Raw genomic sequence first — 12,260 nt, forward strand, 5'->3', positions numbered from 1 at the left:
GTCTCGAAAGGAAGTGGGCGCGCGTCAACCGGCGCGCGCGGGGCGGCGCTTGATGGCCGCCGCATAGCCACCGGCGCCGCGGTCGAGCGTGCGCGCGACCCGGCCGATGGTGGTGACGCTGACCAGGGTGCGGTCGTGGATCTCGCGGTACGGCATGCCGTCGAGCAGCAGCGGCACCACCCGCCAGCGATCGGTCATCGCCTCCAGCTCGGCCGGGGTGCACAGGTCCTCGAGGAAGGCGCGCACCTGTGCCGGGTTGCGCAGGCCCGCGAACGCCGAGGCCAGCTCGGCCAGCGCGTCTTCGTTGTCCTCGGGCTCCAGCGGGCGGCGCTTCATCCGTCATCCATCCAATGTACTAATGCGCTATTACATTAGTGGCGGAGACGCTCCCCGTCAACCCCTGGCGCGGCGGCGTTGTCCTGCGCTTGGCGGCGCCCTTGATCGGACTTGGCCGGCCTCGAAGGCCTCGCCACGGGCGGCCGCTACACTCCGCAGCCGCCCGCGTCGCCCCGAACCGCACCAACTTCCGGACGCTTCAACAGCGAATTGCCTGACGTACACTGCCCGGGAACCAGGGGTAGCAAGCTCCAGATCCACCCAGGGAGGATGCGATGGGAGGGAGGCGAATGCCGGCCGGCTTCTGGCTGGGCGCACTGCTCGCACTGATATGCGGCTGGGCCCGCGCGCAGGCGCCACTGGAACTGGGCGCCACCCCGCACGTCGCGTTGTCTTCGCACCTGTCCTACTACCACGACACCACCGGCAAGGAAGAGCTGCAGGCGATCGTGCAGCGACCGGGCCGCTTCATGCCCCTGCCCTCGGGCAGCGACGCCTTCGGCTTCCAGTCCGGCGCGTTCTGGTTCCACACCCGCCTGACCAACCACAACCGCCAGGAGCCGCGCTGGCTGCTGGTGCAGAAGTACGCGCTGAGCGACCGGATCGATGTCTACCTGCGCTACCGCGATGGCCGGGTCGTCCATCAGGCCGGAGGCGACAGCTTGCCCTTCGGCGCACGCAGCATCCACTACCGGGACCCCAACTTCTGGCTAGTGCTGCCGCGCGACGAGCCGGTCGACCTGTACGTGCGGGTGCAGAGCCAGAGTTCGATGCAGGTGCCGCTGTCTCTGTACACGCCAGCGGGCTTCACCGAGGTCTCGCGTGATTCGCAGTTCGGCATCGGCATCTACTACGGAATCCTGCTGGCGCTGTTCGTCTACAACCTGGTGCTGTGGCTGACCCTGCGCGACCCGAGCTACTTCTGGTACCTGTTCCACATCGCCGCATTTGGCCTGGTGCTGTTCACCCTCAACGGCCTGGGCTTCGAGTACCTGTGGCCGGACTCGCCCTGGCTGGCCGACAAGTCGGTGCCATTGTCGATCTGCCTGGCCCAGGTCGGCATGCAGCAGTTCGCACGCACCTTCCTGGGATTGCGCGAACGCTGGCGCCTCGGCGACCGGGTCGGGCTGGGCATGATCGCGTTCTTCGTCGTGCTCGGGATCGCCGCCACCCAGCTTCCCTACCGCATCTCGACGCCGATCGCGTCGGCCGCGGTGTTCATCTCCATCGCCTGGATCGCGGCCGCAGCCGTGGTGGTGATGGCGCGCGGCTACAAGCCGGCGCGGCTGTTCCTGCTGGCCTGGTCGATGTTCCTGCTCGGCACCGGCATGTTCGCCGCGATCGCGTTCGGCCTGCTGCCCAAGACCTTCATCACCACCTACGGCGTGCAGATCGGCTCGGCCCTGGAAATACTGCTGCTGTCGGTGGCGCTGGGCTATCGCTACGCGTCCCTGCGCAACGAAAACGAACGCATCGTGCGCGAGGCCAAGCAGCAGCTCGAGCACAAGGTCGAGCTGCGCACCGCGGAACTGCGCAACGCCCTGGGCCAGCTCGGCGACGCCCACGCCCGGCTGCGCGAATCCAGCCAGCGCGATGGCCTGACCGGCCTGTACACCCGCACCCACTTCCGCGACGCGTTCGAACCGCTGCTGATGCAGACCCGCGACAGCAACCGGCCCATGTCGCTGCTGATGATCGACCTGGACCACTTCAAGCAGATCAACGACCGGTTCGGCCACCTCACCGGCGACGAGTGCCTGCGCTGGGCCGCGCGCACCTTGGGCCAGGCACTGCGGCCGCACAACGCGCTGCTGGCCCGCTTCGGTGGCGAGGAATTCATCGTCGCCCTCGCCGGCCTCGACCTGAAGGCCGCCAGCGCGGTCGCCGAAGACCTGCGCCTGCACCTGCGCGACGAACCCTGCGATGCCCACGGCCAGCAGATCCGCATCACCGCGAGCATCGGCGTGCACCAGGTGGATACCCAGCGGCGACGCGGCATCGACGCGGCACTGCAGCAGGCGGACGAGGCGCTCTACCGCGCGAAGGCCGACGGCCGCGACTGCGTGCGGACCTCGGCGATGCAGTCGGCGTAGGGCGGGTTTCAACCCGCGGTTCGCCATGCACGGAACCCCGCGTGGTGGGGGCCAAGATTGTGGCTCCTCGCGATCGGGCAGCGGCGGGATGGCGGGTTAAAACCCGCCCTACATGCTTGCCCGCACCGCCGACAGCACGGTGCCGTCGCGCACCAACCGCACCGCGGTGGCGACCTCGCCGTCGAGCGCGCGGTCGCGGTCGAGGAACGGGATCTGCGCGCGGATCGCGGCGTGCGCCGCGGCCACGGCGCGGCCGGGGTGGAACTCGTCGGCCGTCGCCAGCTCAACCCGCAACGCCTCGACTTCGGCCAGGAACGCGGCATGCTCGCCGTCGCCCGCCGCCGGGCCACCCTGCACCTTCGCTGCCAGCGCCGCGGCATCGGCGGCGTCGGCGAGGTTGCGCGCGGCGTTGATCATGTCGCGGCGCAGGTCCAGCGCCTGCGCGGCGGTGTACAGCTCCAGCCCCAGCACTTTGCCCAGGTCGTCGGCCATCGCCAGCACGTGGCGCGCCTCGTTGGCGCCCATCGATACATGGTCCTCGGCGTTGGCGCTGGTCGGGATCGAGTACACCGACGCCGGCATGGCGCGGCTGGCCAAGTCGTTGACGATCGCGGCGGCGGTGTACTGCACGATCATGTGGCCCGATTCGGTGGAATCCTCGTTGCCGATCAGGAACGCTGGCAGGCCGTCGTTGGTGGCGGGGTCGAGCAGCTTGTTGAGGCGCCGCTCGGAGATGCTGGCCAGCACCGGGATCGCCGCCTTGACGTAGCTCATCGCCAGCGCCAGCGGCATGCCGTGGAAGTGGCCCGCGGAGATCACCTGCTGCTCGACGTGCTCGGCCTTGGCATCCGGAAACACGATCGGGTTGTCGGTCAGCGCATTGAGTTCGATCTCGAACACGCGCGCCGCCTGCGCGACCGCGTCGCGCACCGCGCCGTGCACCTGCGGGATGCAGCGCAGCGAGTAGCTGTCCTGCGGCTGGTGCTTCTTGCCACCGCGGAACGGGCGGAACCGGGTGTAGAACTTCTCGCGGCCGTGACGTTGCGAGAACGGCACCCAATCCCAGCCGATGTCGAAGCGCAGCGCCTGCGCCTCGGGCGTGGCCCAGCTGTGCGGCTGCCACGCGCGGAACCGCGGCACCAGGTGGTAGGGAATGTCGGACAGGGTCGACCCGTGCAGCAGGCGGCGCAGGTTGGCGGCGACCTGCACTTGCCCCGGGTGTGGGCGCAGCGCGTGCACTTCCTCGGCGAATGCGCCCAGGCGCCCGGCGAACGCATCGATGGTCATCGCCGCGGCCAGGTCGGCGGTGTCGAGCAGGTTTTCGAGCTTCGACAGCGCCAGCACGCCACAGGCGAGCATCTGCGCGGTGCCGTTGTTGAGCGCCAGGCCTTCCTTGTACGACAGGGTCACAGGCGCCAGTCCGGCGCGCTGCAATGCCTCGCCACCATCGAGGCGCTCGCCCTGGTAGAACGCCTCGCCGCCGCCGAGCAGCACGATCGCCAGGTGCGACAGCGGGGCGAGATCTCCCGACGCCCCGACCGAGCCCAACTGCGGCACGACCGGCACGATCCCGGCGTTGAGCATTGCCGCCAGCGCCTGCAGGGTCTGCACGCGGATGCCCGAGTGGCCGCGCATCAGCGTGTTGATGCGGATGCACAGCATCGCACGCACGATTCCCGGCGCGAACGCGTCGCCGACGCAGACCGCGTGGGTGACGATCAGGTTGCGCTGCAGTTCCTGGTGCAGGGTCTCGCCCGAGGGCTTGGCGCCGGGCAACTGGTCGCGCAGGTGGTGCGCGCCGAGCAGGCGGTCGGCGTTGCTGCCGAAGCCGGTCGAGACACCATAGATCGGCTCCTCGCGGCGGACCTGCTCAGCGAGGAAGTCGGCCGCGCGCGCGACCGCCGGCAACTGCTCGGCGGCGAGCTCGACCTGCGCGCCGTGCGCGACCGCGACCAGCTGCGCGCGGGTCAGCGACTGGCCATCGAGGCGGATCAACTTCATGCCGGCACCTCCGGCAGGGCGGCGGCCTGCGCCAGCTCGACGCGCAGTGCGCGCACCAACTCGGCGCGCGGCAGCTCGAACTGATCGGCGCGGCGCAGGTCCTTGACGGTCACGGTGCCGTTGCTGATCTCGTTCTCACCGAGCACGACCACAAAGCGGATGCCAGCGCGGTCGGCGTACTTGAACTGCTTGGCGAGCTTCGACGACTCCATCACCACCTCGGTGTTGAACCCGCCCTGGCGCAGCTCGTTGGCGACCTCCAGGCAATGCGGCAGCGTCTGCGCGTCCATCTGCGTGACCAGCACGTCCACCGTGCTGCCCGCGCTGGCGATCAGCCCCGCCTCGCGCAGCTGCCAGAAGAGGCGGGTCAGGCCGATCGAGATGCCCACGCCGGGCAGTTTCGATTTGCTGTAGTGGCTGGCTAGGTCTTCGTAGCGGCCACCCGAACAGATCGAGCCGATCTGCGGGTAGTCATTGAGCGTGGTCTCGTAGACCGTGCCCGTGTAGTAGTCCAAGCCACGCGCGATCGAGAAGTTGAGCGCGTAGTTGCCCTCCGGTACGCCCAGCGCACGCACCAGCTCCAGCACCTCGCGCAGCTCGGCCACGCCCTCGCGCAGGGCCTGGTTGCCCTCGCCCAGTGCGTCGAGCTGTGCCAGCGCATCGGCGTGCGAGGTCGAACGCACCTTGACGAACTCCAGGATCGTCGCCACCGCCGCCGCGTCCAGGCCGAAGCCCTCGCCCGTCAACGTCGCCCGCACGTGGTCTTCGCCGCGCTTGTCGAGCTTGTCGACCTCGCGCAGCACCAGTGCCTGCAGCTGCCCGTCGGCAATCCCCTGCGCCTCGAAGAAGCCGCGCAGCAGCTTGCGGTTGTTGAGCTGGATGGTGAACGCGCCGATGGCCAGTTCCGAGAACACGGCGTGGATTACCGCCGGCAACTCGGCATCGTGGCGCACGCTCAGCGCGTCCTTGCCGATCACGTCGATGTCGCACTGGTAGAACTCGCGGAAGCGGCCGCGCTGGGCGCGCTCGCCGCGGTACACGCGCTGCATCTGGTAGCGGCGGAACGGGAACGCGAGGTCGTGCTCGTGCTCGGCGACGTAGCGCGCCAGCGGCACGGTCAGATCGAAGCGCAACGCCAGCTCGGGCGCACCCTCGGCGTTTTTCTCCAGTGCGCCGGTCGATTGCACGAAATACACCTGGCGTTCGGTCTCGCCGCCGGACTTGGTCAGCAGGACCTCGGACAGTTCCATCACCGGCGTTTCCACCGGCAGGAAGCCGAAACGCTCGAAATTGCGGCGGATCGTGTCCAGCATGCGCTGGAAGGCGATCTGGTCAGGAGGCAGCAGCTCCATGACCCCGGGCGGGGTACGCGGCTTGATCAAGCAAGGCTCCAGTGAAGGCGATGTGGCAAGCGGGAATCGGCACAGTTTAGCGGCCCGCCCCGCCCTCCCCCCATCGCGGCCGCCGCGGCGCACGAAACGCTTGCGCCGACCCCACGGTACTGTCTAAAATTCGCGGCTCTGCTGTCGGGGTGTAGCTCAGCCTGGTAGAGCGCTACGTTCGGGACGTAGAGGTCGCAGGTTCGAATCCTGTCTCCCCGACCAATTGCAGAAGCGTCAAACGAAAACCGGCCTCGCGCCGGTTCTTTCGTGTCCCGCCCCCATCGGACTTGCGCCTGTTCAGCGATCCGCGGCGTTGGGATGCCCGGATCCAGGGTTTGACGGGCAGCCCCGAGCCATGCGCGCGGCCACACTACACCCAAGGACGCGGCTTCTCGATCCAGAACCCCTGCGCGTAGTCCACGCCCATGCCGGCCAGCAGCTCCACGGTGGCCTGGTTCTCGACGTACTCGGCGATTGTCTCGATCCCCATCACGTGGCCGATGTTGTTGATCGCCTCGACCATCGCGCAATCGATCCGGTCCTTGTCCATGTGCCGGACGAAGGTGCCGTCGATCTTCAGGTAGTCCACCGGCAGGTGCTTGAGGTAGGTGAAGGACGACATGCCGCTGCCGAAGTCGTCGAGCGCGAACCGGCAGCCCAGCTGCTTGATGTCGCGGATCATCGACTCGGCGTGCGACAGGTTGGCGATGGCCGCGGTCTCGGTGATCTCGAAGCACAGGTCGGCGGCGCACACGCCGGTCTGCTCGACCCGGGATCTGACGTAGTCGGCCAGCGTGTCGTCGCCCACCGACGCGCCGGACAGGTTGATGAAGCACATCGCGTGGTCGGGGTTGGCGCCCAGCTTGGTCAGCGCGGCGTTGATCACCCAGCGGTCGATCTCCGGCATCAGCCCGTAGCGCTCGGCCGAGGGGATGAAGGTCATCGGCGGCACGTGGCGCCCGTCCGGTTCCAGCATCCGCAGCAGGGTCTCGAAGTGCGGCGTCTTGGCGGCGTTGAGCGACACGCTGGCCTGCCGGCACAGCACGAAGCGGTTTTCTTCCAGCGCCTGGTGGATGCGCGCGATCCAGCCCATCTCGCCGTGGCGCTGGCTGCGGTGGCGGTCGCCGGACTGGTAGACGTGGATGCGGTTGCGGCCGCGGTCCTTGGCCAGGTAACAGGCGGCGTCGGCCTGCCGCAGCACCTCGTCGCGGCTGTTGAAACCGTCCTCCAGCCACACCATGCCGATGCTCACGCCGACCCGGAACGTACGTTCCTCCCAGACGAAATGGAAACGGGTGACGGCCTGCTGCAGGCCTTCGGCGATGCGATGGGCCGCATCGGCCGAGCAGTTCTCCAGGACGATCCCGAACTCGTCGCCGCCCAGCCGCGCCAGCGTGTCGGCGCTGCGCAGGCGCTTGCGGAACACCTCCGCCAATTGCCGCAGCAGCTCGTCGCCGGCGGCATGGCCGCAGCTGTCGTTGACGACCTTGAACTGGTCCAGGTCCATGTACAGCACCGCGGTCTCGTGGTGCAGCTTGCCGTTGCGCTTGAGCGCCGCGTCGAGGCGCTGCTCGAACCCACGCCGGTTGATGAGCCCGGTCAGCGAGTCGTGCGAGGCCAGGTGGGTCATCTCGGCGGCGATCAGCTTGGCCTGGGTGACGTCGTGGAAGACCAGCACGACGCCGATGATCTCGTCGCGCACGTTGCGGATCGGCGCCGCGCTGTCCTCGATCGCGAACCGGCCGCCACCGCGGCGCTCTAGGATCGAATGCTCGACCAACCCGGCCTCCCGGCCGTCGCGCAGGACCAGGTCGATCGGGTTCGGCGCCGGTTCCTGGCTGGTTTCATCGGTCAGCACCAGCACCCGTTCCAGCGGCAAGCCCGCCGCCTCGTCGTTGCTCCAGCCGGTGATCTTCTCGGCCACCGGATTGAGGTAGGTCACGCGGCCGGCGGTGTCGGTGGTGATCACCGCGTCGCCGATCGAGTTGAGGGTCACGCGCAGCCGCTCCGATTCGGTGAACAAGGCGAACTCGGCCTTGCGCCGCTCGGTGACGTCGCGCATCACCGCGATGAAGAGCTCGCCTTGCGCGGTCTCGATCGCGTTGACGATCAACTCGATCAGGAACAGCTCGCCGTCGCTGCGCAACGCGCGCACCACGACCTTGCCCTTGCCGACCAGCTGCGCCTCGTCGCCGCGCAGGTGGGCCTCGATCTCGGCCTCCTGCGCCTCGCGCATGGGTTCCGGGATCAGCAGCTCGACGTGGGCGCCGACGATCTGCTCGGCGCTGTAGCCGAACATGCGCGATGCGGCGGCGTTGAACGAGTGGACGATACCGAGCGCGTCGAAGGTGATCAGCCCATCGCCGATGTTGTCGACGATGCTCGACATCTGCCGGTCCTTGTCGAGCAGCAGCTGGTTGGTGCGCCGCAATTCCTGGTCGGCGGCCTGGTGGTGGGAGACATCGCGCACCACGCAGTAGCGGAAGCCGCCGCTGCAATGCGTGTCCCATTCCAGGCAGCGGTACAGGCCGTTCTTGCACAGGAACAGGTGGCGGAAGCTCTGCGCGGCGTTGCAGCGGGCCAGCTCGACGCCGAGCGCCGCGGCAGCCTCGCGTTCCTCGGGGTGGACGAAATCCAGGTAGGGTCGGCCGGCGAGTTCGCCCGGGCTCCATCCCAGGATGCGTTGCCAGGCGGGATTGACCCGGTCTAGCCGGTCGATGCCCGGGGATGTCACCGCCAGCATGTCCGGCGACAGCCGGAACAGGGCATCGTTCTGGCGTTCCGCCAACCGCTGCGCGGTGATGTCGCGAAGCTGCGACACCAGCGCATGCGGCCGCGAATCCGCATCGCGGACCAGGCCGACGTGCTGGCTCACCCGCACGCTCTCTCCCGACTTGCGCAGGAAGCGCTTCTCCACCGCGAACGCCTCGGTGTCGCCGACCAGCAGGTCCTGCAAGCCGGACACGTCGGCCTGGCGATCATCCGGATGGGTGATCGCCTGCAGGTCGATCGCCAGCAGCTCCGATTCGGTGTACCCCAGGATCGCGCACGCGGCCGGGTTCACCGCGAGCACGCGCCCGTCCATTCCCGACACGGCGATCCCGAGCGCGGCATGATCGAATGCGTATCGATGCAGGACGCGGGGGTCTTGGTGGTCGGGCGCCATACACCTCTCCAGGAACGGACAAGCGGTGGACCACGCGGTGGCCCCGCCCGCAAACACCCCCCGAAACCTGTTTCCCCGGGCAAGGCGGAGACCAGCACGCTTCCCAACGTATTGCTTCCAACGCGCTTGGGGCCGGAACAAGGCCGGCAGCGGCCTGCCATGCCCAGGGCGAACCGGGGTTTGGCGTCGGCGGGCTGGTTTTGCGGCGCGGCGCGGCGCACCCCGTGCGCGCTTCTCGCCAGTCGGGCGGTGCACCACGCGCCAGTGGGCGCGCGCGCCGGGGGGATCGATCAGCTCAGCACAATCCAGCCAGGCGGTCGCGCAGCACCTGCAGGCGCAGGTCGGCGGCCGCGCCCGGCGACACCCGCGCGGCGAGGCTGGCCTCCGGATCGCCCTGCGCCCAGCGCGCCGGGTCGGCCGCCTGCCGGTAGGCGTCGCGGAACGGCACGCCCTCGCGCGCAAGGTCGACCGCCAGGTCGGTGGCGTAAAGCGAGGGGTCGAGTGCGGCGCGGATCGGCTCGGGCTTCCACTCGAGGTTGCGCAGCAGGTCGGGCAACAGCTCCAGCGCGCCCAGGCCGCGGCCGAACGCGTGGAAGATCGCGCCCTTGGAGAACTGCAGGTCGCGGTGGTAGCCCGACGGCAGCGACAGCAGCTGCTCGATCTCGGTGCGCGCGGCGGCAACGCTGGCGTAGCTGGCGCGCATCAGCTCGATCACGTCCGGGTTGCGCTTGTTGGGCATGATCGAGCTGCCGGTGGTGTACTGCGCCGGCAGCGCGACGAAGCCGAATTCGGCGCTGGTGAACAGGCTCAGGTCCCAGGCCAGCCGGCGCAGGTCGAGCAAGGCCGAACCCAGCGCCTCGATCGCGGCCATCTCGAACTTGCCGCGCGACAGCTGCGCGTAGGCGGCCGATACCTGCAGGCGCCCGAAGCCGAGCGCGGCGGTGGTGTGGTCGCGCGCCAGCGGCAGGTTGACGCCGTAACCGGCGGCGCTGCCGAGGGGATTCGCATCCACCCACACCAGCGTGTCGCGCGCACGCACGGCGTCGTCGATGAAGCCTTCCGCCCACGCCGCCCACCACATGCCCGCCGACGACACCACCGCGCGCTGCAGGTGGGTGTAGCCCGGCAGCGGCAGTGCGGCCTCGGCCTGCGCCCGCGCGAGCGCCACCTCGGCGCTTTCGCGGCACAGCGCGGCCACCTGCACCAGCCGGTCCTTGAGCCACAGCCGCGTGGCCACCAGCACCTGGTCGTTGCGGCTGCGCCCGGTGTGGATCTTGCGGCCGGCATCGCCGAGCCGCTCGACCAGGCGCGACTCGATCGCCGAGTGGCCGTCCTCGTAGCGCTCGTCGAGCACGAAGCGCCCCGCCTTGAAGTCCATGGCCAGCGCGTCGAGCTCGCGCTCCAGTCCCGCCAGTTCGTCGCCATCGAGGATGCCGATCAGCTGCAGGCCCTGCGCGTGCGCGCGGCTGGCCTGGATGTCGAACGCGAAGAACTCGCGGTCCAGGACCACATCCTCGCCAGCGAGGAAACGCTGGATGCGCGCGTCGACCTTGACGCCGGGTTTTTGCCAGAGCAGATCGGACATCGTCGTGATCCTGTGCCTTGTATAGGAGCGGCTTCAGCCGCGGCCGTGAATATGGATGGGTCGCACCCTTGCTGGGGCGGTTACGGCTGCGACCGGAGACGGTCGTGATCGCGGTTAAAGCCGCTGCTACAGCGGGATTCCGTCGGTTTCGGCAAACCCGAAGGCGAGGTTGAGATTCTGCATCGCCTGCGTCGCCGCGCCCTTGAGCAGGTTGTCCTCGGTGGCGACCACCACCAGCCGCCGGCCGTCCTCGGACAGCGTGAAGCCGCCTAGTTCGACATGGTGCCGGCCGGCGATCGCATTGACCCACGGCGCCTCTTCGCCGACCCGCACCAGCGGCTCGCCCGCGTAGCGGTCGCGGTAGCGCGCCACGACCTCGGCGCGCTCGAACGCGCGCGCCAGGTGCAGGTTGGCGGTGATCGTCAACCCGCGGAAATGCGGCGCGACGTGCGGCATGAACTCGATCGCGTGGCCGATCCGGCGCGTGACTTCGCGTTCGTGCACGTGGCCGGTCAGCGCGTACGGCATCAGGTTGTCGCGAAGCTTGGCGGGATCGTTCCTGTCGGACGCGGCCGTGCCCGCGCCGGAAAAGCCCGATACGCCAAAGCACTGCACCGGGCCTTCCAGCGCATCGAGCATCGGCACCACCACCAGTTGCATCGCGGTCGCGTAGCAGCCCGGATTGCTGATTCGGCGCTGGCCGGCGTAGTTCCCGCGGGTCAGCTCCGGCAGACCGTAGTACCAGCCGTCGTCGAAGCGGTAGTCGGCCGACAGGTCGATGACCCTGGTATCGGCCGCACCGGCATCGATCGCCGCCACGAACGGCGCGGCCTTGCCGTTGGGCAACGCCAGCACCACCGCATCGGCACCGGCGGCCGCGGCCTGCTCCGGGCCATGGGCGACGTAGCGCAGCTCGCCGCGGTACGCCGCGTGGTGATCGGCGACGCGCTGGCCTTCGAGCTCGCGCGACGACACGAACCCGAGTTCGAGAGCCGGATGGGCCGCGACCAGCGCGATCAACTCCGCGCCGACATGGCCGCGCGCGCCGACAAGACCAATCGTCCTGGTCATGGCAGCGCTCCCCGGTTCGAATGGCACTCGAGCTTGAACTGCAGGTTGCGCTTCACCGCCGGCCATTCCGATTCGATGATCGAGAACACCACGGTATCGCGATAGCTGCCGTCGGCCAGGCGCTGGTGGTTGCGCAGCACGCCGTCCTGCTTGGCGCCCAGCCGCGCGATGGCCGCCCTGGAGGCCTGGTTGAACCAGTGGGTGCGGAACTCCACCGCGATGCAGCCCATGGTTTCGAATGCATGCGCCAGCAACAGCAGCTTGGCTTCGGTATTCACCGCGGTGCGCTGCACGCGGCCGGCGTACCAGGTGTAGCCGATCTCCAGGCGTCGATTGACGTGGTCCAGGTTGCAGTAGCGCGTACTGCCCACGACGGTTCCGGTCGCGTCCGTGACCACGAACGGCAGCTCGCGGCCTTGCGCCTGCGCGGCGAGTGCCGCGTCGAGATGGGCTGCCATCGCCTCCGGCTTGGGCACCGAGGTGTACCACAGGCGCCACAACTCCCCGTCCGACGCCGCTTCGGCCAACGCCGGTGCGTGCTCGTGACGCAGCGGCAACAGCCGCGCGTGCTCGCCCGCCAGCGTCGGCACGATGCTCCAGTCGTTCTGTGTCGATGCCGGGGTCAT

The 12,260-nt window shown here is 69.0% G+C and carries 8 protein-coding genes and 1 tRNA gene; 2 read left to right on the plus strand and 7 right to left on the minus strand.

Annotation, left to right across the window (positions count from 1 at the left end; genetic code table 11):
* Positions 1-24: 24 nt before the first annotated feature.
* On the minus strand, positions 25-336 hold the full coding sequence (locus ACFQZQ_RS04535) for a YerC/YecD family TrpR-related protein (protein ID WP_386811470.1): 312 nt from the start codon (positions 334-336) through the stop codon (positions 25-27).
* A 275-nt stretch (positions 337-611) separates the two neighbouring features.
* On the opposite strand from ACFQZQ_RS04535, the gene ACFQZQ_RS04540 reads away from it, so the two are divergent.
* Positions 612-2,429: a sensor domain-containing diguanylate cyclase gene (locus tag ACFQZQ_RS04540; RefSeq protein WP_386811471.1), complete on the plus strand. Its 1,818-nt coding sequence runs from the start codon at positions 612-614 to the stop codon at positions 2,427-2,429.
* Between the two features lie 108 nt (positions 2,430-2,537).
* On the opposite strand, the gene ACFQZQ_RS04545 is transcribed toward ACFQZQ_RS04540, so the two are convergent.
* Together ACFQZQ_RS04545 and hisS are read right to left on the minus strand one after the other, a co-directional pair.
* Positions 2,538-4,430 (minus strand): HAL/PAL/TAL family ammonia-lyase, encoded by a 1,893-nt coding sequence (locus ACFQZQ_RS04545; protein ID WP_386811472.1) that lies wholly within the window; start codon positions 4,428-4,430, stop codon positions 2,538-2,540.
* Positions 4,427-5,812 (minus strand): histidine--tRNA ligase, encoded by a 1,386-nt coding sequence (gene hisS, locus ACFQZQ_RS04550; RefSeq protein ID WP_386811473.1) that lies wholly within the window; start codon positions 5,810-5,812, stop codon positions 4,427-4,429. The genes ACFQZQ_RS04545 and hisS overlap by 4 nt, the downstream gene beginning before the upstream one ends.
* A gap of 145 nt (positions 5,813-5,957) precedes the next feature.
* Here hisS and ACFQZQ_RS04555 point away from each other — a divergent pair.
* Positions 5,958-6,034: transfer RNA gene (locus ACFQZQ_RS04555), tRNA-Pro, on the plus strand.
* A 148-nt stretch (positions 6,035-6,182) separates the two neighbouring features.
* Here ACFQZQ_RS04555 and ACFQZQ_RS04560 read toward each other — a convergent pair.
* From ACFQZQ_RS04560 to ACFQZQ_RS04575, 4 genes are all read right to left on the minus strand, one after another.
* Positions 6,183-8,978, minus strand: a complete 2,796-nt coding sequence (locus ACFQZQ_RS04560; RefSeq protein WP_386811474.1) for a PAS domain S-box protein — start codon at positions 8,976-8,978, stop codon at positions 6,183-6,185.
* A gap of 295 nt (positions 8,979-9,273) precedes the next feature.
* Complete coding sequence (gene argH, locus ACFQZQ_RS04565; RefSeq protein ID WP_386811475.1) at positions 9,274-10,563, minus strand: argininosuccinate lyase; 1,290 nt, start codon at positions 10,561-10,563, stop codon at positions 9,274-9,276.
* Between the two features lie 126 nt (positions 10,564-10,689).
* On the minus strand, positions 10,690-11,634 hold the full coding sequence (argC, locus tag ACFQZQ_RS04570; RefSeq protein ID WP_386811476.1) for an N-acetyl-gamma-glutamyl-phosphate reductase: 945 nt from the start codon (positions 11,632-11,634) through the stop codon (positions 10,690-10,692).
* Positions 11,631-12,260 carry a GNAT family N-acetyltransferase gene (locus ACFQZQ_RS04575; protein ID WP_386811477.1) on the minus strand — a complete coding sequence of 210 codons (630 nt, stop codon included), beginning with the start codon at positions 12,258-12,260 and terminating at the stop codon, positions 11,631-11,633. Before ACFQZQ_RS04575 ends, argC begins: the two co-directional genes overlap by 4 nt.

The sequence above is a fragment of the Lysobacter koreensis genome (genome assembly GCF_042677045.1).
In the GTDB taxonomy this organism is placed as follows: Bacteria; Pseudomonadota; Gammaproteobacteria; order Xanthomonadales; family Xanthomonadaceae; genus Lysobacter_K; species Lysobacter_K koreensis.

What these genes read in the sequence shown, in the direction of transcription:
- ACFQZQ_RS04535 (WP_386811470.1), bottom strand. Translation starts at nt 336, where the DNA reads ATGAAGCGCCGCCCGCTGGAGCCCGAGGACAACGAAGACGCGCTGGCC.
- ACFQZQ_RS04540 (WP_386811471.1), top strand. Translation starts at nt 612, where the DNA reads ATGGGAGGGAGGCGAATGCCGGCCGGCTTCTGGCTGGGCGCACTGCTC.
- ACFQZQ_RS04545 (WP_386811472.1), bottom strand. Translation starts at nt 4,430, where the DNA reads ATGAAGTTGATCCGCCTCGATGGCCAGTCGCTGACCCGCGCGCAGCTG.
- ACFQZQ_RS04560 (WP_386811474.1), bottom strand. Translation starts at nt 8,978, where the DNA reads ATGGCGCCCGACCACCAAGACCCCCGCGTCCTGCATCGATACGCATTC.
- argH (WP_386811475.1), bottom strand. Translation starts at nt 10,563, where the DNA reads ATGTCCGATCTGCTCTGGCAAAAACCCGGCGTCAAGGTCGACGCGCGC.
- argC (WP_386811476.1), bottom strand. Translation starts at nt 11,634, where the DNA reads ATGACCAGGACGATTGGTCTTGTCGGCGCGCGCGGCCATGTCGGCGCG.
- ACFQZQ_RS04575 (WP_386811477.1), bottom strand. Translation starts at nt 12,260, where the DNA reads ATGACCCCGGCATCGACACAGAACGACTGGAGCATCGTGCCGACGCTG.